This is a genomic window from Mesorhizobium sp. WSM4887, assembly GCF_029625865.1.
GTDB lineage: Bacteria > Pseudomonadota > Alphaproteobacteria > Rhizobiales > Rhizobiaceae > Mesorhizobium.
This window is the reverse complement of the sequence record NZ_JARTVP010000006.1, coordinates 147,966-166,751: the sequence shown is the minus strand read 5'-3', so window position 1 is coordinate 166,751 and position 18,786 is coordinate 147,966. Positions and strand designations below refer to the sequence as shown.

Sequence of the window (18,786 nt, the reverse complement as noted above, 5' to 3'; positions counted from 1 at the left end):
ACGATTACACTTCGGTTCCGGAACAGCCGGCGGCCATGTTGCCATACGGCGTGGCGGATTCCGACGATCTGGCTGTCTTGGCGAAGGTATTCAACGACTACTGCGCAAAGTATCGGGTGGTCAACGAGCAGGACCGCGAAGCCATTGCGCTCAAGATCATGTGCCTTTTCAGGCGCGGCTTGATCGACCCTGACCAGCTATCGGCAGAACTGGAAAGGGTAGGCTAGCACCAGGCAACGCTAGCCATACTGGGCTGCCCGACCGGCAAATCCTGTGTCACCTCCATAGCTTGCCGGGCTGCTCAGCCTGTTGTTCCCAAGTGGCCGGCGCCCTCTCGTTGGGGAGAATTGCCTGAATAGACGCCGGCCTGGCGAACCGTGGTCCGCCATATATGCAGATCGGCTAATCTACCTCGAAAGGACATGGTGTGATCGCGTAAGGGCTAGAGCGCCTTGCCTGCCCGGATCATCGCCCTTGCAAGCGCAAGCTCAGTCTCGACCCTGGCGTTTTCCTTCTGAGTCATGTTGTCGGCCGCGATCAGCCGCCGCACAGAGCGCATTATCTCGCCGCGTGCCCAGCCGGCCGCTAACATGCAGTCGACGATCACCTGGAAACCCGGCTCCATTGCTTCCTGACAATCGACCTCGCGATCGGCGTACTCGCCCTCATGCCTTGGCGCGCTGATCATGCGTTGCCTCCCACACTGCTCTCATCGTCCAGCACATGCGGCACGGGCAGATAAGCATTCGCAACGAGCCACTCGCCGACGATCATCTCCACCAGGTCCGGTTTCGCCACTCCCATCTCAGCGGCGAGGCTGGTCAGCGCGTCGTCTGTTCTCGGGTCAAGACTGAGCCCGCCCACGTTCCTGAGCAGCAGCGCAGCCCTTCGCAGCAGTACCTGCAAATCGGGCCGCGACGTGTCTGCAATATGGTCTGCGGTGCTTTCCAGTTCCTGCACGAATTGATGGCGGGACATCGGCCATGCTCCCCTAGAGGAATTTCTCACCTTCGCCGCGATGCTCGAAACAGAACCAGTGCGACGCCTGCTTCGGCTTGGCGAAACCCCAACCTGCATCCTTGCTGCAGCCGTCGTGCTCGCAAACGTGATGCTGCACGCCGACCGACGTGGCGTAATCGGGCTTGGGCAGTCTGATTTCGTCGCTCATGAGCAATAGTGAACAAAATGGGAACAAAAGAGTCAAGAGACCCCTTGACCGTATGGGAATATGTTCTCAATTCGAATGCATGCCCGAGCAACCGGAAAAGTGGCCGCGAGGCGCCGCCTGGACCCTGACGCATGCCCATGACGCTGGGCAGGTGGCGGGCATCCGCTGCGCCCACTGCAACGTCACGCGCTATTATAAGCCGGCCGAGCTGCGGGAAGTGATCGGCAACGTCACGATCGACGAGGTGAGGGACAAGGTGCGCTGCCAACAGTGCAAGAGCCGGGAGTGGATGAGCGCACAGCTATTCCACCCAAGCGGCGAGCAAGCCCACACGATCCGCTATCGCCGCTTAGTGCAAATTCGCTGGGAGAAGCGCGTGATTTGGCGCGATGAGTGATGGCGGGATCCTTAGTCCCAATCCTGGTCAGGTGGGGCGGGTCGACGATTCCAGTTTCTAACGGCGCTTAATTCGTCGATGCAGACCGGATCCGATGCGCCGCAGTTTTCGCATCTGATCGCAACGCGGCCCAGCCGTCACATACGGCCTTACCTCCGAGCCCGTGCAAAACGGGCAAGGCTCCGTGGTCATCGCGTCGGACGCTTTTTGCCCGTGCTCTTGGACGATTTCGCCGAAGCCTTCCGGCCAAGCCCGCTCGCCTTCGCCAGCGACGACCGCTGCGCCGCGTAGTTCGGCGCCACCATCGGGTAGTCGGCCTTCAATCCCCACTTCGCCCGGTACTCGTCGGGCGTCAGCCCGTAGTGCACGTTGAGATGGCGCTTCAGCGACTTGAACTTCTTCCCGTCCTCAAGACAGACGATGTAATCCGGGAACACCGACCGCTTCGGGTTCACCGCGGGAGCCTGGGCCGGCTTCTCGGGTTCGGCGGCCTGCCCGATTTTCGCGAGCGACGAATTCACGCTTTCGATGAGATCCGGGAGAGATGCGACAGGTACGGGGTTGTTGCCGACGTAGGCAGAAACGATATCAGCAGTTAACTCTATCAGGTTGGTCGTCTCGTCGGCCAAGATGAATCTCCTTGTCGCAATTCCTCGCCGTAGTAGCTTTTGGTGACGAACTAATCAACTACACTGGTTGCTGAGATAAAACCCGACATGTCTGATGAGTGTCGGCACCCTCCATGTTCGACAAAGGACATATCCTGCATCGAGCGCCGTCATTCGCCGCCAGACAAATGCACCAGTCACTAACAGCCGGCGGCTTCCGATGACTGTGCACAAACCGACTGCGTCAATTGCAATCTCGGGCTTCTTGGGGGCAAATCTTGCCGATGGCGGCGGATGAGCTGGACGCGTTTGTTTTCCGGATGGCGGTCGAAAGCGTCCTGGCGCTTCCTCTTGGCTTCACGGAAAAAGTCGCGGAAATCGCCACCAGGAGCCACGGCGTGCTGCTTTTCGATTTGCGGATCGATGGCGACATGGAACTGCAGCGGATCGCCGCCATCCGGTATCCAAGCAACCAGACGGGCGTTCTGACGCTCGACAAGCGGGGCGCGGTGACCAACCATTGCTTGGTCAATGGCACGTTCTCCAGCTTTATCGCTCCTCTGAAGGACTGGAACACCCTGCCTCTGGCGAAGCAGGCCAGGACGAGTATCGCCGGCCAGACTGGCCTCTTCATCGGCGCGTTACGCGACGCCGGATACATCCCGCGCTGCAGTTCCTGATGGGAAGTGTGTTCAGCGACTGGTCTCCATCGCCGGCTGCCAACAACAGGACACGGGAATAGTCCGTATCCGGTCTGCCCTTGATGCGTGGCTCGCTCAATTCCGACGCAATCGGGCTGCGGACAGGAGTTCATCGATCTCGCGATCCGACAGATCGTCGAGCAGCTTGAGGGCAGCGCCGTCCCCCTTAGCGTTCACGAGAATGGTGCGCTTATGGCGACGATCGGCCGCCTCGGCTTCGGGAGGAGCATTGCCGGCGCCCCCCTTTAGGTTGGCAGGGTTAGCATTCCAGATTGCCTCGAGCTTCTCCTCGCGCGTCATGCTGTCGACCGCACCCGTCTCGTAGGCCGCGATGGCGGCCCGCATGACGTCCGGACTGTTTTTGTTTGAGAGGTCGCAGAAGCCGTGGAACCAGCGTTCGCGGCCGCGGATGCGGATCGAGAAGAAGACGCTGGTCACATATCCGGACTTATATTCGGACAGGCCGAACATCCCTGTGCGCTGGAAGAGCGGCGGCAGGAGCGCGAGCATGAAGCGATATTCGCTTTCAAGAATCTCGAACCATTCCCCGGCGTAGATGGCGCCGCAGAGAGCATCGACGCCGACATCGTTGCGGTGGCGGTTGAACAGTGAAAACATCTCTTCGCGGGTCGCGGCCCCATCGAAGACTTTTCGGAAGGTGGGATGGTCGGACATGCCAGATTTCCTTTGGGCACAAGCCTTCGGCTCCGGCGGGGTCGCTCCCGACGGCCGATAGGCTGTTGACGATGGCGTTTTGGCGGTTGCAACGAGCGTTGCGGCCGGTCAGGCGGCGCGGGACCGGGATGGATCATGATGACCTACGCCGGTGATGGCGCGGACGGCCGCGGCAAGGGCCGAAACATCGTCAAGCATGGCGAGCGCGACGAAGTGGTTTGGGCCGCCGGTGTAGTCCTTGCGGCCCTTGCAGGTCCGTATGAGAATGCCGTGACCAGAGGAAAGCCCGAACTGGCTGGCCTGGATATAGACGCGGGCGTGATGCAAGGTCACCTCGCCCGAGACAGCCACCCCGGCCATATTGGACCGCAGGTCGTAGCTGCCCGGCGGCAGGTTAAGTTCGGCGGCGAGCCTCCTCAGCCTTGAACGTGCCGTCGTGTGAAAGCGTCTTTTGTGCTGCTCGTCATAGGAGCAGCTCTTGTCCCACTGGAACATATCGACCTCCATGAAAGGAAAGCGCCCGGAATCGCTGTGGCGATCCCGGGCTTGTGAATTTTGGAACTGAGCCCGGCAGGGGTACCGGACCGATGCCGAGCGGGAGCCTTCTATTCGGCGGCCTGGAGGTGGTCCGTCTCCACGCCGTCGTTCGTCGCCGGCTCATCGGAGGACGGGTCCGCATCGCCGGCGAGGAAGGCCGGCAGTTCGGCTGTGTCGCCGTCGAGAGCCGCTTCGTCCGAGACGCCGCCGACGCCGGCATCGCCAGCCGCCTCACTGACCTCGAGGCGCAGCGGCTCGGGCAGCCAGTTCGATCCTTCGAGAAGACGGGCGGCTTCGCGGGCCATGATGTCCTTCTTCATGTGGTCGATCAGCTGCGCGGAATCCGCGCCACGGGCTTCGCGGACAGCCTGCAGGATCCTCGCCTTGGTAAGGCGCCCGAGGAACTCGACCGTGGGCGTCCAGCCGGCGTCGACCATATCGAATTGGAGCGAACGGCCGAGCACGTCGGCGTGCGCAAGCGCCTTCGATCGCCTGTTCCAGGGTTCCACCACGGCGTTGAGGGTCAGCGAGACGCAGTGCGCGAACAGCGCCTTGCGGCTTGCCTCGTCCAGGGTAAGAAGGAAGTCCCACAGGCGTTCCGCCTCATCGGGAAGATCGCGATCCCAGGCTTCGTGCCGCTCGGTGATTTCCTTTGCCCAGGACGTCTCGGCAAGGCCATCGACCTGGCCGAAGCTGCCGCTCTTCAGGCTGATCTCGAGGCAGGTGTCCTGCGCGAAGCGATAGAATACCTGCAGGACGAAGGCATGGAGTGCGGCGACGAAGGCGATGTCGACGTCACCGGCGAGCGCATTGCGGAGCGCCAGCGTCCGCTGCGCGGTCAGGTCGAAGACGAGCCGATCAGGCAGCGGCTTGATTGAGTCGTCCTCACCGTCATCACCAGAACCGTCGTTCACCGGTTTGCCGTTGACGACAACACCATCGCGTTCACCGTCAAACTGAGCTTCACCTTCGCCCTCGCCGATGTCGCCGGTCTCAGCCCGCGGCTCGTCCTCGGAGCGCACGAATCCGGGCTCGACCTGAAGCTCACCGTTTGCGGCAAGTGTTACGAACACACCGGCAATGGCCTTTTGTGCCGGGTCGTAGCTTCGAGGACGATCGTCGATCGCGTCGAGCTCGGCACCCAGCTGGTCGAGCTTCGCCTCGATTGCCTCGTCGGCTTCCTCGGCCGCGGCATAATCCGCGTCGAGCTTGTTGTATTCGGCTTTCAGCGCGTCGTGACGTTCAAGCTCCTCGGCGCTCAGCTCCTGCGCCTCGGCATAGATGCGCCGCATGCCGGAGCTGTGTCCGTAGGGAAAGCTGATCGCCGCCTCGACCCATTTCCAGCCTTCGGTGCGGATCGTCTCGGCATCCACCTTCAGCTTGTCGAAGACGAGCTGCTCGAGCAGAGCAGCATCCTGGAACCAGCCGCCGGAATCCTGCTCGAACAGGTCGCGAAGAATGACGCCGCCGGCTGCCTCATAGGCTTCCGCGCCCACATAGACGGCCCGGCGATCATCGGCCCGCACCGTGGTCTCGGTCAGCAGGCGCCTGATGTAATAGGGTTCCTGCATGTGCGAGCTGGAAACCCGGTTCCAAACCTGCTCCTGGCGCGCATGGTCGTCGGTGATCGAAAACGCCATGATCTGCTCGAGCCGGACCTCGTCCTTCTCGTAGAGGTCGAGCAGCTTCGGGGACACGGAGGCGAGCCTGAGGCGTTGCCTCACCGTCGCGGGCGATACGAAGAAGCGGGCGCCGATCTCGTCGGGATCGAGGCCCTGATCGCCGAGCGTCTTGAAGGCACGGAACTGGTCGAGCGGATGCAGGTCGGCGCGCCGCAGGTTTTCGGCGAGCGAATCCTCCTCGGCCGAGGTCTCCTGCCCTCTGTTGACGATGCAGGGGATCGGCTCGTTCTTCGCCAGCCGCTTCTGCTTGATGAGGATGCCCAACGCGAGATAGCGGCGGCCGCCGGCGGGCACTTCGAACGTGCCGGTCTCCTCGCCCTCGCCGTCAAGCACGGGACGGACGTTCAGGCTCTGGATAAGCTTTCGCCGTCCGACGTCTTCAGCCAGTTGCTCAATAGACACGCCGTCCTTGATGCGCCGGACATTCTTTTGCGACAGCATCAGCTTGTCATAGGGAATGTTCTCCGCGCCGTTCATCGCGATCTTCTGAATGGCCTTTGCCATGGTCAGCTTCTCCATGACGGGCGGCCCGGGGCCTCTCCCCGAACCTCCAAGCCCGTCACCGCCTCCCCTCCCCCCTCTGCCTCTCCCGGCTCGCGCCGGCGCCGGCTGCCTGCCGGTCGAGGTGACGCCCCCGGTTTGAAAAGCCATCGTCCCGGCACACGGCCCGTAACTGAAAAAGGAAAGAACGCCGTCCTCGTGCTCTCGAGGACGGCGCTGGCTTGACGGAGACGACAGACGCAAGACCGGCCCTCCAAGCCGGCATCGGAAGGATCAGGCGGCGAAATCGAGAAGCTTCTTGGCCTTGCCCTCCATGTCCAGGCGAACGTCCTGATGCGACTTGTCGCGCGCGACCCGCGTGATGCCCTGTACGAAGTCGAAAATCGATTCTGGCGGCCGCCCTTCCTCAAGCAGGACAGTATCGATGATCTTTGCGGTCTCGGACTTGGAGAAGCCGCGCTTGCGCAGGAAGCTCTGGCGATCTTCGTCGTCCCGAGCGACGATCCGTTGCCGTGCCGCCTTGATGCCGTTGACGAACGGCATGGGTGAGGAATCGGCGAACTGGATTAGGGCCGGCTCGGCTTCCAGGGCGAAACGCGAGGCCGCATACTTTGAATGGCGGATGGTGATTTCTTCGAAATCTTCCACGCCCCACAGATTTCGGTTCTGACACACCGCGCGCAGATAAAAGCTGGCGATCCCGAGGGTGCGGGATCCGACTTCGGAATTCCAGCAGTAGAAGCCGCGAAAATAGAGATCAGGTTCCCCGTTCGGCAGCCGACCGGCCTCGATCGGGTTCAGATCGTCGACTAGGAAAACGAAGACATCGCGATCAGACGCGTAGAGCGTCGTGGTGTCTCTGGAGATTTCGACGTTCGGATTGTAGATCCCCGTCGACCAGTCGAGCACACCGGGCACCTTCCAGCGCGTGTCGCCGGTGCCGTTGCCTGCGATCTTCTGAACGGCTGCGACCAATTCTGAGTCGAATATTCTGCCATAGTCCGGGCCAGTTACGGCCCGCAGCTCGAGGCGCCCGTTCTCAATCTCCAGCGTCTTCACCTGCTCGCCGCGGTGGTTAAGGAGACCATGCTGGAGGTTGATCGCCGCGAGCGGCGCCGGAAGCTGGCGCAAATAGGCGGACGGCGCGCCGACAAGGTTGGCGAGCTGGCCAAAGCTCCAATGCGTCGGCGCCACAGGGACAGGTGCATCGGGCAGCATTAGCCGCAGGCGCTCCGGATCGTCGCGGCTAGCCTCAACGCGAATGAGCTCACTTTCGACGATGCGCGTCTTGCTGCGTTCGGACCGGCGCTTCACCGCATTGTGGAGATCAGTGAGCGACAGGTAGCGTTCGTCCGCCGGTCGGTTGAACCATTCCGACGACACGCGGCCGATGCGCCGGCCGCGGCTGACGTCGACCCTATACCCGGCTTGATTGCTGCGCGTGGGCGTGTGGATTTCCATCTGTGTCATGCTATTAGCTCCGCGGCGAGCGCCGGAAGTCTCTCTCCCGGACCTCCGCCCGCCACCGCTAGCCCGCCCACCCTCTACCTCTGTTCGCCTCCGCGCCCGCTACAAGAGCCGCGGCAGCGCCCCCACCAGTCGATACCCCGGGAAGGCTGGTGCCCCCGGCGGAACGCTTGGCCGAAACGCCTCGTGTGGGCCAAGCACCGCTAACCCGCCGGGCCTACAGGCCATTGCTGGTGCATGTATGAATGACTGGTGTCATGGTACGCAGAGACGTACCGAGGTCGGATGAAAGTGTGATGGCATGTCGAACAGGTTCGTCCGACCCGTGGTCGTGCAGGTTGGCCGACATGAGCGTGAGCGCGTCATAGTTGACGTGAACGACGCCGCGACGATCTTGCTGCGAAGTTTCCCTCATCAGACGAAGAAGCGAAAACTGGCTATGGATGCATGTCTTCAAGTTCTACGCGGCGAAGCCCAGACACCAGTTGCCCGACGGGCCTTCGTTGCGGCGGCGTTAGAAGCGAGGATGCTACGCAGCGACTGAGTTCCTCGTGAAGCTTAGCTGGCTCCCATGTGACCACCGTCGCGGCCTTACCGACACTTTTGCAGCCTATAGCGACACCGACGACGAGCAGCGGCATCAGGTCTAATCGTCGTGGTGCACGGAAGCCTTGCTCTTCCGTCCAATTGGCAATTCAGGCTGCCCAGTTCGCTTAGCTGCGGTCGTTCTACGTCGCCCCCATTTGCTCGTCACCATGCTTTTGCGACGGTGTCCCGCATCTTGAAGACCGGGGGTTCCGAACGCATATTTTCCACCTGCGCCGGCCATGCTGATGGGCCAAGCGCAATGTCGACCAAGGTGGAGGATGTCATGAACGATAAGATTTTTGAGAGTCCCATCTTCGTCAAGGATGGACCGTTTACGATTGCGGAGATCGCTTCCATAGACGATGCGATTGATTTTCTCGACGAATGGCCGATCGAGCTGCAAGACGTCCTCCATGAGACGACCATGCGGGTCTGTCATTCGGCTCATGATGGCCGCCACCCGCTTTCGTCGGCCCGCGCTGCCTTTGTCGAATGGGCCAAGTCCACCAATATCCTGGAGGACATCGCTACGATCCCCGCTTGGATGACCGGACCGAAATCCGGCCCTGGGGGCGTTCTGGCGTAATACGCCGATGGCATCGTGTGAAAGTGAAAACAACAGCTCCCCCATCATTGAAGGCCAACCTTCAGGTCGCGCAATACTTTGGCAAGCCCGATCTCTGAGAGAAGCTCCCCGTGCGCCACCGCCCGAAGCTTCAGGATCGCACGATCGTAAACCGCCACATTTGTCTCCCCTTCAGCCGCGACGGATAAATGATCCCATCTGCCTTGGAGGGGTGCTCGTGAATGGCCAGCGACCAACGCCGCGCCAAGCTCTGCTTCGATCCGCGCGCGACGTCACTGGGGATTCCCATCCGCAAAGGCCCGTCGTCGCGCAGATCGACGAGAGATAGGGCCTTGGTCACCTCAATGGTGGCGTAGCTCCGGATGGTCAGGTCCCGTTCGTCGAGCAAAAGATCGTCGATGCGACCGTCACCCTGATCGCGCATCACCGCCTCGACGAAGCACACTTTCAGACTGCTGCCGAGGTAGACGACGCCGAAGCGATTGCCAGGCAGGCGGCGCCGAGGATCACTGAACCGGGTGGCGCTCCGAAGCCTAGCGGATCTTTGAATCGGGTGAAGAAGATGCGTCCAAACTGCGAACCAACGTCGACTGTCGCGATATCGAGCACGACAGTCGCGAACCCGGATGGAGGATCCAGCCCTGGCACTCAGACGAAAGCGCCGTCGGCAATGCTGTCGGCAACGGCGAGCGCCTCATCCGTTTTGCCGCGCCGCAACGCCTCGCGGCCGGTCATCCCATCGAGCTCGGGATGAGCCTGGACAAGAAAGCGATATACCGACCACGGGCCACCGCCGAGCCGCTCGAAGAGACGCGGCAGCGCCGCAAACGGCTTCCCGTCCTCGCCGATCTGCCAGGCCGGAAAGCGAAAGCCCCGCTTGGCGCCCTCCAGACCCAACACCTGGTGGTTTTGCCGCTTGGTATTGACCGTCATCCTGGTCGTGCCCAGCAATGCGGCAAACTGGTCAGCACTCAGCATGTCGTCGCCTACGAGGATTGTCGCGGCGCGGACTTTACCTCGCGCACGCGCTTCATCAAGTGCTGCAGCCAGATCGTCCGCACTGCCAGCGGGCTTCTCCAACGGAGACACGGCCGTGTCTCCTGTGGGGTCAACCTCAACGCGGAAACTTACCGTCCGCCCGGCCGCTTGGCTTTCTGCCATCGCCTTGCCATAGCCAGCCAACAACGCCTTCACGTTGCCCGGCTTTGCCGAAATGAGGTCAACAACATTGCGGGGCGCACGGAAAGTGACACCGGCCGCGCCCTTGGGCAGCGCTACGCCTGCTTTCGTGATGAATGCGGTGGTCAGCATTGCCTGGGCGGAACGTCCGGCCGGCCGTTTGGAACCGCGCTGACTCGATTTGCTTTTGACGTTGGCCATATCGCACCTTTGTAACCAATATGGTTCCATGCGCCAGTCTCGTCAAGTTCGTAAAACAGGGGCTGCGTGGCCAGTTGCATCCGACAATCGACGCGAAGCTGTTCAAACGACCCCCCAGGCGCGAAATCTTCCCCGGCCCGTCATCTCGCGCAAGCCGAGCTCGCTAATCAGATTGAGTGCCCCCTGCTTCGAGACCTTCAAGCGCGCCTGGATTATTCCCGTTGAGACGAGGGGGCGCGACAGAACCAGTTCGACAAGGTCGGGCAATCTGGAGCTTACTCGTCGCTCACGCAACCGCCGCTCCATCTGGCTCTTCGCCAGGACCAGACGGTCGTGCTCCCTCAATCCAGTCAGCGCCGCGTCCTGGATGGCGTCGACAAAAGCCAGCAATCGATCGTTACGCAACCGTGCCCGCCGACGCTCCCGCGGAATGTTTTTGGCCCCTGTATGCAGGCAGACGAGATGGCTGGCGCAGAGCCCTTCTTGCCGAAGCAGCGCAGCCACCAGCAGCGGTCCGAGCCAGGTGGCATGCTGCAGCACCTCGATTTCGAACCAGGCGTCGAGCAGGATCGCCGCGCGCAGAACCACCGGCAGCTGGCGCGTTGCGGCGAGCACGTCCTGCCACTCGGCGAGCCGTGCGTCCTCATCCCAGTCGAGATCGTAGACCAGACCCGGTCGGTCAGACTGCGACGCGGCCTCCCTGCGAGCTGGCACTCCCCCACCTTCCAGCACTTTGGAGGTTCGCTCGAGCACCGCGTCGATCGCCGCAAACTCCTCGCCCAGCGGATCTGGATCGTCCGCCTCCATGGACTCGTCAAGGCCGACTGCCAAAAGCGGCCCTCCGTCCCCTTCCCGACCATTCTCCGCCGGCGCCGCCAGGCTGCCCCGTCCCGTCAGCTGCCGCAGCCCTTCGCGGCCGAGCGCCCAGTCGGCGGCGCGGGCAAGAATCTGGCGGCGGGCGCGCAGCACGGCATGCGCGCGGGTGAGCTCGTGGGTGGGCGCGCGGACGTCCATGTGCGCGTCGTGCAGGACGAGGTCTTCCAGATGCACGAGCTCGCCCTCGAGCCAGAGCACTGCCGCCGCATCGGCAAAATTCTGCCGCTCGAGCCAGCCGTCTCGGACGGAAGAACGCGCCAGCCGCTCGTCGAGGCGCGCCAAAACCTCTGTCGCGCGGGCAACGGGCGCGAAAAGGCTCTCCAGAGGCAGTGCGGCGGCGTCATAAACCATTGATTTACCTTAACATGATTCGCGAGAGTCCAGCTATCTCGCAGTTAAGTTGACTCGCAGGGGGTCTGCCCTCGCGGCCTTCTCACTACCGATAAGTACCTCTTATCGATAGTGATTGTTTTTGAGGCGCAAATCGGCCAGAATCCATGCTGTGATGCCGAAGGAACCCACGGAATGCGGGCAATTCGAACGATTTCAAGCGCGGCTGACGTCCTGCGCCGCGCCGAGGCGCTCGATGCGCTGGATGCTGTGCTGCCGTTCGATCGCCGCGAATTCCTGGCCGAGCTCCTGTCGGACGACGACGTCGAGACGCTGCGGCACCTGGCGCGCGAAGGCATCGGCGAGAACTCGATGCGGGCGCTCGCCTCCGACCTCGCCTACCTTGAGGCATGGTGCCAGGCTGCCACGGCAAATCCCCTGCCCTGGCCGGCCCCGGAGGCGCTGTTGCTCAAATTCCTGGCGCACCATCTGTGGGATCCGGCCCGGCGCGAGACTGATCCGGCGCATGGCATGCCCGACGACGTGAGCGTGGCATTGACGCAGGCCGGCCTGCTGAGGAGCAGTGGACCCCACTCCCCCAGCACGGTGCGCCGGCGCCTGTCGAGCTGGTCGACCCTGACGCAATGGCGCGGGCTGCAGGGCAAGTTCAACGCGCCGCGGCTTCTCAATGCGACGAAACTCGCTGTGCGAGCGAGTTCCCGGCCGAGGCATAGAAAAAGCGCCAAGGCCGTCACGGTCGACGTGCTGAGCGCGCTGTTGAAGGCCTGCGCTGGCAACCGTCTCGTGGATGTGCGCGATCGAGCGCTGCTGATGGTCGCCTTCGCCTCCGGGGGCCGTCGCCGCAGTGAAGTTTCGTCGTTGCGCATCGACCAACTGGTCGAACAGGATCCTGTCCCGGCCGACCCGGACAATTCAGATACCGCCTCGCTGGCGTGCCTCAGTATCCATCTTGGCCGGACCAAGACCACTGAGGCCGATGACGGCGCGTCCGTCCTGCTGATAGGCAAGCCGGTATCGGCCTTGAAGGATTGGCTGGCGCGCGCAGCCATCACCGAAGGCGCCGTCTTTCGCCGCATCGACCGCTGGGGCCACCTCGAGCGCAGGCCGCTCACCCCGCAGGCCGTCAATCTGATCCTGAAACGGCGTATCCTCCAGGCAGGGCTCGATCCACGGGAGTTCAGCGCCCATGGCCTGCGTGCCGGATTTCTCACCGAGGCTGCACGGCGCGGCATCCCCCTGCCCGAAGCCATGCAGCAATCGCAACATCGTTCCGTGCAACAGGCCTCTCGCTATTACAACGACGCCGAGCGGCGGCATGGAAAGGCCGCGCGGCTGATCGTGTGAGGAGAAGAAAATACAGAATCGGCGAGCAGCCCCTCACCGCTCCCAGCCTTTCTTCTTCATGCTTTTGCGCAGCGCATCGCTGATTTCCACCGGTTCGACCCCGCCACCAACCGCATGATCGGTCCCCGGCTTCGCACCGGGACCGGCTGACTTGGCGTGCGCATCGAGCTTTTCGCGCAACAGTGCCATGACCATGGGCCACACGGAGAACTTCTGATCGCGCGCCCGCTCCGTCAGATTGCGAAGATAGCCACCACGACTGCCGATCCGATCGGACCGCTGCAGGATCGCCGCCACCGTAACGGCCGCCTTTTCCGGACCCATGACCTCGACCGCTTCCTGCCAGGCACTTGGGCTGATGCCCATGAACGGCCGAGCCTGTTCGGCCGCCGCCACAAAATCGCGCCAGGTCCGGATATGCCCGTCGCGGGCCAGCGTCAAAAGCTCGGGGCAGGCGTCCACCACCATGCCCAATGGCAAATCCCGGTTCGGCAAGGCGTGTACGTTGTCGATTTTGGCGTCAACGCCGCTCGCTTCATTCCTTTGTCTAAAGCCGTGTTCAGATTCATCGGTAGAAGAAACATCTGGGTTTGAATTTTGTATATGACGCTCAGATTGAGACTCATTGGCGTTCAGATTCTGGGAATTGATGAACGATTCCAGCGTCTGATGGACGTCGACCCAAAGGTCTTCCAGTTCGTTACAGATGGCTTCGACGACCGACCGCGCCGCCGTGCGCGGCAACCTGGCAATGACTGCCTCATAGCGGCGCTGGAAGCCATCCCAATTGCCAGGAGCGGCTTCGTTGATGCCGGCATCGATCATCTTGACGACGTCGCGCCGGCAGATCGTCAGGCGCTCCTTGGCCAGGCGATATGCCTTGTGCTCGGCCTTCAAATCGGCGGCCAAGGCCTTGAATTCCTCGGCGCGGGCCAGGATCGGCGAGAGATCGAAGCCGTAGGCCTGGTCGATTGCGCCGCCCTCCCCCTTGCGAGCGAACCGCTTGCCGTTCGGACTATCGCGCCGGATGACGAGACCTGTTTCGACCAGATTGGCCAGATGCCGCCTCAGCGTCGCCGGCGACATGCCGTTGGCACGACGGATGAGCTGCTCATTGGAGGGAAATACGATCAGACTGCCCTCGGCCGAGAGTTCGTCCGCGCGATGAAAAGATAGCAGCGCATTGAGGATCGCCAGCGCGCGATCGGTCGCGCCCAGCGCCTGCTTTGCCTCTCGGATATCCCGAAAGACCTCCCATTTCGAAGCACGTGCTTCCTGGTCGATCTGACTGGCCGTGACTTGGCTTGCAAGCAAGCCAAGCGTCATCGGCCGCCGCCCAAAGGGCGTCGTTACGGTATGCGTCCCCATTTTCCTTCCACCTATCGCTAGGCAAAAGAAATCAACTCGCCAATTCGGCGCCTGGACTCTTGACAGTGATTCGTGGATTTGCGATTCTCAGACTGCTTAGATCATGAGAGAGGCTTCCACGACGGCGACGTCTGGGGGCCTTTTTCTTTTGCGGTTCAGTGCTCCTTAGTCCGTTATCTTCTGGCGGAACTCGTCATAGAGCGCTTGCAGGCGCTCCCGCACGAAGCTGGCAAATTCCGGTTCGATGCGCTTGTCGAAGGCGAAGGTCATCTTCGCTTCGCTTTCGTTGATTGTGACCAGCCGAGATCCGTTGGCGGCGGTCCACACCGTCCGGTCCGGCTTCTTTGCCGCGGTCTTGACGAGGTCGTATATGGCCTGAAAGCGCTCATCGCTGGTACGCGCAGCGAATTCCGGCTCCTGGATAGCCTTCAGCGCCTTGGTCCGCTTGCCCTTTTCCTCCAGCAGTTCGGCAAGCTCGGCCCATTTCTGGCGTCCAACAGATTCCGCGGTGCCGATCGCCTCAATGATCTCGGCTGGCAGTCGCGCAACCAACGCAATCATTCTCGACAGCGCCGCCTTGTCGACGCCAAGTGAGGCCATGATGATGTCTCGCGAAAAGCCCTTGGCCTCAAGCTTCGCCGCGAAATAGCAGCGCTCGATGTAGGAGAGGTCGCTGCGACTGTTGTTTTCCTGCCCCTGGCTAACGACGAGCTGCTCGTCCGTCAGGTCCCTGACGACAGCGCGGACCAGGCGGCCGAGTTGCCTGACCGCGGCCAGTCTGCGATGGCCGTAGGCAACCTGGTAGTGCCCACCCTTCTCAGGATGCGGGCGCACCAGGATAGGTACCTGCTGTCCGTGCTCGCGGATCTGGTCGACGAGAGCCACTCGTCTTTCGTCGCTCACGCCCAGACGATCGACCACTATGGATTGATCTATGACGCTGGGATCGAGCTCGACGACCGCCTGCCCTTCCGAGAGCTTGCGTTCGATCTCCTCGGCCCGCTGAGCGCGTGAATTGATGTTCTCTAGCGATTGCGAGATGGCGCCGACCGGCCGGCCCGGCTGGAGCGGTCGGTCCAACCCCATTAGAGGCCGCACCAAAGCCGTCCTGGCGGCATCCGGAGGCGTTTGCTCACCAGTGGGTTCGGAGACTTCGAAGAGGTTCTTGCGGGCCATCGCTACTTACGCCCCCAGGTCTTGCGGATCAGTTCCTCGATCTCGCCGTTGACAAGGGTCAGGCTCTCAAGCGCTCGATCGTATGTTCCGCGCGTGAACTGCCCGCGCTCGACCTCGTAGAGGGTCTGCTTGGTCAACCCGGCGTCGGAGATCGCGGTGGACTTGAGCATGGCGTTTTCAAGGACCCGATTGCCAAAGATCGAGCGCATGAACCCGGCCATCTGGCTTTGCGGACCATCGTTCGGCTCGAACCGCGTGACCAGGTAACGCATCCAGTCATAGTCGGTGTTGCCGCCGGCGTTTTCCACGACCGAGAGCAAGTCCGAGGTCATGAGCAGGAACTGGGACATCGACATGACGTCAAGCATCTGGGGATGCACGGTGATGATGACGGCCGTGGCCGCGCACAGGGCCGACAGCGTCAGGAAGCCGAGTTGCGGCGGGCAGTCGATGACGACGACGTCGTACGCGCTTTCTACCTCGGCCAGGCATTCACCCAGGCGAGCGAAGAACATCGTGCCCGGCTGCCGACTGGACAAAACCTTCGGCGTCTCGTGCTCGAACTCCATCAGTTCGAGATTGCCTGGGATAAGGTGCAGGTTGGGCGTATAGGTCGAGCGCACGATCTCCAGGATGCTGCGGCATTCGGAATCGTAGCGGATCGCCCCGTAGATGGTCTCGTTGGCGCCGACATCGAGTTCAGGCTGGTGGCCGAACATGGCCGACAGGCTGGCCTGTGGATCGAGGTCGATGGCGAGCACCCGGTAGCCGCGAAGAGAGAGGAACTGGGCAAGGTGGGCAGCCGTCGTGGTCTTGGCGCTGCCGCCCTTGAAATTCATCACCGAGAGGATCTGAAGCTTCTCCCCTCCCCTGCGATGTCTGATGTATTTCCCAGGCCCTTTCGAATTCGCCTCGTCGAGCACCTGGCGGAGCCGATCAATATCTTCCACGGAATATAGTCGCCTACCGTTTGGCTGCGGTTGCGGACCATGTCCCTCGGAAACGATCTGTCGAAGATAACCTTCATGGATGCCGATGAAGTCAGCCGCCTCGCCCGGCGTGAACAGGCGCATGCCCTTTTGCGACGTCGGCGGGAATATTCTCGCCTGGTGCGCCTGCAGCTGTCTTGACAGTTCCGCGGCATCCGTGGCGATGAGTTCGCGGAGGCTTTCGCCCGCGGGACTGCTTTGGCTGACCTTGTCCAACACCGGCCTCTCCTGATCTGCGCATTTTGGCCAAGAGGCGACTGAAATGCGCTGATCAAGATGGACTGATTCTTGATGGCCGACAAACCCTTTTTGGTTAACGAAAGATTAACGCGGCAAAGCCGCTGAGCGAGTCTCCGTCCGCTTGCAAATTGTAAAGAATCAAAGCTGCGCACTACTATGTCGGCCAGGTATTGTTTTCATGGGACCGGCATACGGGTGCGTTGCAAGGCTCTTCAAGCCGCCCTTCCCCGTCGATAAGATCCCGTCGAGACCGCGAGTGCGTTTTCGGCTGCTGCGACCTACCCGGCGCTCAGCATGACGTGACTCGGATCGTTTGCTGTGGTTGTACGTGCAACACCTGTCCTGGTCGATCGCGGGAATTGCGCCACCGCCGCCGGCTCCTCGGAGGCATCCGCATCGGCCCTGAAGCGGTAAGGTGGTCTTCAGTTGTACGTGTGCAACTTCGACATTTGCCAACCGTGGAAGCATTTCAATGTGCGAGTGGGCATCCGTACCATTCTCGGTCTGGTGTGTTCCGCGACGCCAGGCGTCGATGCGTCGAATGCATGCGAACGCGCCTGCACCAGTTCCGACACGGTAACTCGGGGGCTCGGTTCGCGGTTGTGACGCGGCACGGATTGAGTTGGCGTCGACCAGGGAATAGCCGCCTGGTCGAGCGAATCAAATCGGCGATCCTGATACATCGCCCTTTCCCCGCTTCCATATCCGTCAGTTGCACGTGCACAACTAAAGGCTCGCGATTAGCCACTGGGAAGAGAGTTGCACATGTACAACCGAGCTCGCGATTTCTTGCTATCCTACCCAGGCTTCCCGCTGCCCAAAGTGCGCGTTTGTGCGAGCAGATGTTAACCTCAATGCCCCTCAAAGATCTCGCGTGGGCAATGGCGCCTTCTGTTTTCTGCCTGCGGGCGTAGACGGCCATGCGGGGCCCGATAATCCCCTCCAATCACGGAATACCGCTCTAATTATCCAGGCAGACTTGTGGAGCCGGGCGTCAGAGCCCGCTCGCCTTCGTGAGGTTTACTCTAAAGCGGTCCCTGCGGCGCTGATATTTGCGGGTCATCTCGGCCGAGGCATGCCCGAGCTGTTTTTGCACATAACGCTCGTCGACCTCGGCCGACGAAGCGAGGCCGGCGCGCAGCGAATGGCCGGCAAAGAGCTTTCTGCGCTCGCCTTCCGGCAGGTCGCCGCGCACGCCGGCGGCAAGCGCGGTCCGCTTGACGAGCCGCGCCACCTCCTGATCATTGAGCCGCTCGGCGCCGACGGCTTTGCCCTGGGCGGTGACACGCCGGAACAGCGGGCCGTGGCCGATGCGCGCGATCTTGAGCCAGTTCTCTAGCGCCACGACCGGACAGGTCGTGTCGGACGAGCCGCGGCCGATCTCGACCTCGCGCCAGCCGGTCTTGCCGCGCAGGCTGACCAATGCACCTTTGTCGAGGATTTCCACCCAGCCGCGGCCATCCTCGGTCTGGTCGCGGCCGACATCGAGCGCGACGATCTCGGAACGGCGCAGGCCGCCGGCGAAGCCGATGAGCAGCATGGCGCGGTCGCGCAGGCCGCGTAGCGTTCCGTGGTCAAGTGTCTCCAGCATGGCGATCAGATCCTCGGGAAGGATCGCTTCCTTCTGCCGGGGAGGGATGGCATGGCTATTGCGGATCCCGGCCATGACCGTGGCGATGTGGCGGTCCTTCCTGTCCAGCCGCTGGCCGCGCTGGGCAAAATTCCAGGAAAGCGAGGAGAGGCGGCGCTCGATGGTCGACACGGAATTGGGCTTCTTGTCACCGTTTCCTTTGCCGGATGCGCAAGCCGTGATGTAGAGGCCGACGATCTGTGGATCCGGCGGTAGCACCTCGATGCCCTGCCGTCGCGCCCAGGCGCAAAAATGCTTCCAGTCGGCGGCGTAGGCGCGACGGGTGTTGGCCGAACTCGCCGCCTCGACATAATCGCGCGCGCGATCGGCGAGGTGCTCGAGGTGGCCGGGCAACCGCTGTCGGTCGACAGGATTTGGCTCCGGCAGGGCAGGGGAGGGATCATTCCTGGCGGCCGTCAACCGCGCATTTGACCCTTCAGCGGTATCTCGGCCCATGGCGTGGACGATCTCCACGATATCAGGCAGGTCACCTTGTTCGGTCAATCGCGCGGATCCTCAACT

Annotated in this window: 21 protein-coding genes; 6 read left to right on the top strand and 15 right to left on the bottom strand. The window is 62.1% G+C overall.

Annotated features, from left to right (window positions below):
• The first annotated feature begins 35 nt into the window (after window positions 1-35).
• Entirely contained in the window at window positions 36-227 is a 192-nt protein-coding gene (locus tag P9230_RS22110; protein WP_278055693.1) for a hypothetical protein, read from the top strand.
• A gap of 215 nt (window positions 228-442) precedes the next feature.
• On the opposite strand, the gene P9230_RS22105 is transcribed toward P9230_RS22110, so the two are convergent.
• Genes P9230_RS22105 through P9230_RS22095 form a run of 3 tightly spaced genes read right to left on the bottom strand, consistent with a single transcriptional unit; the run spans window position 443 to window position 1,168 of the window.
• A complete protein-coding gene (locus P9230_RS22105) occupies window positions 443-688 on the bottom strand; it encodes a hypothetical protein (RefSeq protein WP_278055691.1) in 246 nt (81 codons plus the stop codon).
• Entirely contained in the window at window positions 685-978 is a 294-nt protein-coding gene (locus P9230_RS22100) for a hypothetical protein (RefSeq protein WP_278055689.1), read from the bottom strand. The genes P9230_RS22105 and P9230_RS22100 overlap by 4 nt, the downstream gene beginning before the upstream one ends.
• 13 nt (window positions 979-991) lie before the next feature.
• Window positions 992-1,168 (bottom strand): hypothetical protein, encoded by a 177-nt coding sequence (locus tag P9230_RS22095; RefSeq protein WP_278055687.1) that lies wholly within the window; start codon window positions 1,166-1,168, stop codon window positions 992-994.
• A 79-nt stretch (window positions 1,169-1,247) separates the two neighbouring features.
• Between P9230_RS22095 and P9230_RS22090 the strand changes: the two genes are divergently transcribed.
• Complete coding sequence (locus P9230_RS22090; protein ID WP_278055686.1) at window positions 1,248-1,565, top strand: hypothetical protein; 318 nt, start codon at window positions 1,248-1,250, stop codon at window positions 1,563-1,565.
• A gap of 188 nt (window positions 1,566-1,753) precedes the next feature.
• On the opposite strand, the gene P9230_RS22085 is transcribed toward P9230_RS22090, so the two are convergent.
• Window positions 1,754-2,194, bottom strand: coding sequence for a MucR family transcriptional regulator (locus P9230_RS22085; protein ID WP_278055685.1), 441 nt, complete (start codon window positions 2,192-2,194; stop codon window positions 1,754-1,756).
• 263 nt (window positions 2,195-2,457) lie between these two features.
• Between P9230_RS22085 and P9230_RS22080 the strand changes: the two genes are divergently transcribed.
• A complete protein-coding gene (locus tag P9230_RS22080) occupies window positions 2,458-2,853 on the top strand; it encodes a hypothetical protein (protein WP_278055850.1) in 396 nt (131 codons plus the stop codon).
• 96 nt (window positions 2,854-2,949) lie between these two features.
• On the opposite strand, the gene P9230_RS22075 is transcribed toward P9230_RS22080, so the two are convergent.
• The 4 genes from P9230_RS22075 to P9230_RS22060 all read right to left on the bottom strand — a co-directional run bounded on the left by P9230_RS22075 (window position 2,950) and on the right by P9230_RS22060 (window position 7,739).
• The gene (locus P9230_RS22075; RefSeq protein ID WP_278055684.1) at window positions 2,950-3,549 is read right to left on the bottom strand and encodes a DUF1419 domain-containing protein; all 600 of its coding nucleotides are present in this window, start codon (window positions 3,547-3,549) and stop codon (window positions 2,950-2,952) included.
• Window positions 3,550-3,657: 108 nt separating this feature from the next.
• Window positions 3,658-4,044, bottom strand: coding sequence for a hypothetical protein (locus P9230_RS22070; RefSeq protein ID WP_278055683.1), 387 nt, complete (start codon window positions 4,042-4,044; stop codon window positions 3,658-3,660).
• A 110-nt stretch (window positions 4,045-4,154) separates the two neighbouring features.
• Complete coding sequence (locus P9230_RS22065) at window positions 4,155-6,272, bottom strand: ParB/RepB/Spo0J family partition protein (protein WP_278055682.1); 2,118 nt, start codon at window positions 6,270-6,272, stop codon at window positions 4,155-4,157.
• A gap of 270 nt (window positions 6,273-6,542) precedes the next feature.
• Window positions 6,543-7,739 (bottom strand): DUF932 domain-containing protein, encoded by a 1,197-nt coding sequence (locus P9230_RS22060; protein WP_278055680.1) that lies wholly within the window; start codon window positions 7,737-7,739, stop codon window positions 6,543-6,545.
• Between the two features lie 298 nt (window positions 7,740-8,037).
• Here P9230_RS22060 and P9230_RS22055 point away from each other — a divergent pair, with 298 nt between their 5' ends.
• Entirely contained in the window at window positions 8,038-8,280 is a 243-nt protein-coding gene (locus tag P9230_RS22055; protein ID WP_278055678.1) for a DUF982 domain-containing protein, read from the top strand.
• A 327-nt stretch (window positions 8,281-8,607) separates the two neighbouring features.
• Window positions 8,608-8,910: a DUF982 domain-containing protein gene (locus tag P9230_RS22050; RefSeq protein WP_278055676.1), complete on the top strand. Its 303-nt coding sequence runs from the start codon at window positions 8,608-8,610 to the stop codon at window positions 8,908-8,910.
• Window positions 8,911-9,040: 130 nt separating this feature from the next.
• Here the strand turns inward: P9230_RS22050 and P9230_RS22045 are convergent, their stop codons facing one another.
• The 3 genes from P9230_RS22045 to P9230_RS22035 all read right to left on the bottom strand — a co-directional run bounded on the left by P9230_RS22045 (window position 9,041) and on the right by P9230_RS22035 (window position 11,517).
• The gene (locus tag P9230_RS22045; protein WP_278055848.1) at window positions 9,041-9,403 is read right to left on the bottom strand and encodes an RES family NAD+ phosphorylase; all 363 of its coding nucleotides are present in this window, start codon (window positions 9,401-9,403) and stop codon (window positions 9,041-9,043) included.
• A gap of 155 nt (window positions 9,404-9,558) precedes the next feature.
• Window positions 9,559-10,290, bottom strand: coding sequence for an XRE family transcriptional regulator (locus P9230_RS22040; RefSeq protein ID WP_278055675.1), 732 nt, complete (start codon window positions 10,288-10,290; stop codon window positions 9,559-9,561).
• Window positions 10,291-10,392: 102 nt separating this feature from the next.
• Window positions 10,393-11,517, bottom strand: a complete 1,125-nt coding sequence (locus tag P9230_RS22035; RefSeq protein WP_278055673.1) for an RHE_PE00001 family protein — start codon at window positions 11,515-11,517, stop codon at window positions 10,393-10,395.
• Between the two features lie 174 nt (window positions 11,518-11,691).
• Between P9230_RS22035 and P9230_RS22030 the strand changes: the two genes are divergently transcribed.
• Window positions 11,692-12,861: a site-specific integrase gene (locus P9230_RS22030; protein WP_278055671.1), complete on the top strand. Its 1,170-nt coding sequence runs from the start codon at window positions 11,692-11,694 to the stop codon at window positions 12,859-12,861.
• Window positions 12,862-12,894: 33 nt separating this feature from the next.
• Here the strand turns inward: P9230_RS22030 and repC are convergent, their stop codons facing one another.
• The 4 genes from repC to P9230_RS22010 all read right to left on the bottom strand — a co-directional run bounded on the left by repC (window position 12,895) and on the right by P9230_RS22010 (window position 18,720).
• Window positions 12,895-14,229 (bottom strand): plasmid replication protein RepC, encoded by a 1,335-nt coding sequence (gene repC, locus P9230_RS22025; protein WP_278055669.1) that lies wholly within the window; start codon window positions 14,227-14,229, stop codon window positions 12,895-12,897.
• Between the two features lie 165 nt (window positions 14,230-14,394).
• Window positions 14,395-15,405 carry a plasmid partitioning protein RepB gene (gene repB, locus P9230_RS22020; RefSeq protein ID WP_278055667.1) on the bottom strand — a complete coding sequence of 337 codons (1,011 nt, stop codon included), beginning with the start codon at window positions 15,403-15,405 and terminating at the stop codon, window positions 14,395-14,397.
• 2 nt (window positions 15,406-15,407) lie between these two features.
• Complete coding sequence (repA, locus tag P9230_RS22015; RefSeq protein ID WP_278055666.1) at window positions 15,408-16,610, bottom strand: plasmid partitioning protein RepA; 1,203 nt, start codon at window positions 16,608-16,610, stop codon at window positions 15,408-15,410.
• Between the two features lie 1,018 nt (window positions 16,611-17,628).
• Entirely contained in the window at window positions 17,629-18,720 is a 1,092-nt protein-coding gene (locus P9230_RS22010; RefSeq protein WP_278055846.1) for a site-specific integrase, read from the bottom strand.
• Window positions 18,721-18,786 lie beyond the last annotated feature (66 nt).

What these genes read in the sequence shown, in the direction of transcription:
- P9230_RS22105 (WP_278055691.1), bottom strand. Translation starts at nt 688, where the DNA reads ATGATCAGCGCGCCAAGGCATGAGGGCGAGTACGCCGATCGCGAGGTC.
- P9230_RS22055 (WP_278055678.1), top strand. Translation starts at nt 8,038, where the DNA reads ATGTCGAACAGGTTCGTCCGACCCGTGGTCGTGCAGGTTGGCCGACAT.
- P9230_RS22090 (WP_278055686.1), top strand. Translation starts at nt 1,248, where the DNA reads ATGCCCGAGCAACCGGAAAAGTGGCCGCGAGGCGCCGCCTGGACCCTG.
- P9230_RS22040 (WP_278055675.1), bottom strand. Translation starts at nt 10,290, where the DNA reads ATGGCCAACGTCAAAAGCAAATCGAGTCAGCGCGGTTCCAAACGGCCG.
- P9230_RS22070 (WP_278055683.1), bottom strand. Translation starts at nt 4,044, where the DNA reads ATGTTCCAGTGGGACAAGAGCTGCTCCTATGACGAGCAGCACAAAAGA.
- P9230_RS22030 (WP_278055671.1), top strand. Translation starts at nt 11,692, where the DNA reads ATGCGGGCAATTCGAACGATTTCAAGCGCGGCTGACGTCCTGCGCCGC.
- P9230_RS22100 (WP_278055689.1), bottom strand. Translation starts at nt 978, where the DNA reads ATGTCCCGCCATCAATTCGTGCAGGAACTGGAAAGCACCGCAGACCAT.
- P9230_RS22010 (WP_278055846.1), bottom strand. Translation starts at nt 18,720, where the DNA reads ATGGGCCGAGATACCGCTGAAGGGTCAAATGCGCGGTTGACGGCCGCC.
- repC (WP_278055669.1), bottom strand. Translation starts at nt 14,229, where the DNA reads ATGGGGACGCATACCGTAACGACGCCCTTTGGGCGGCGGCCGATGACG.
- P9230_RS22075 (WP_278055684.1), bottom strand. Translation starts at nt 3,549, where the DNA reads ATGTCCGACCATCCCACCTTCCGAAAAGTCTTCGATGGGGCCGCGACC.
- P9230_RS22060 (WP_278055680.1), bottom strand. Translation starts at nt 7,739, where the DNA reads ATGACACAGATGGAAATCCACACGCCCACGCGCAGCAATCAAGCCGGG.
- P9230_RS22080 (WP_278055850.1), top strand. Translation starts at nt 2,458, where the DNA reads ATGGCGGCGGATGAGCTGGACGCGTTTGTTTTCCGGATGGCGGTCGAA.
- P9230_RS22035 (WP_278055673.1), bottom strand. Translation starts at nt 11,517, where the DNA reads ATGGTTTATGACGCCGCCGCACTGCCTCTGGAGAGCCTTTTCGCGCCC.
- P9230_RS22065 (WP_278055682.1), bottom strand. Translation starts at nt 6,272, where the DNA reads ATGGCAAAGGCCATTCAGAAGATCGCGATGAACGGCGCGGAGAACATT.
- P9230_RS22050 (WP_278055676.1), top strand. Translation starts at nt 8,608, where the DNA reads ATGAACGATAAGATTTTTGAGAGTCCCATCTTCGTCAAGGATGGACCG.
- P9230_RS22095 (WP_278055687.1), bottom strand. Translation starts at nt 1,168, where the DNA reads ATGAGCGACGAAATCAGACTGCCCAAGCCCGATTACGCCACGTCGGTC.
- P9230_RS22110 (WP_278055693.1), top strand. Translation starts at nt 36, where the DNA reads ATGTTGCCATACGGCGTGGCGGATTCCGACGATCTGGCTGTCTTGGCG.
- repB (WP_278055667.1), bottom strand. Translation starts at nt 15,405, where the DNA reads ATGGCCCGCAAGAACCTCTTCGAAGTCTCCGAACCCACTGGTGAGCAA.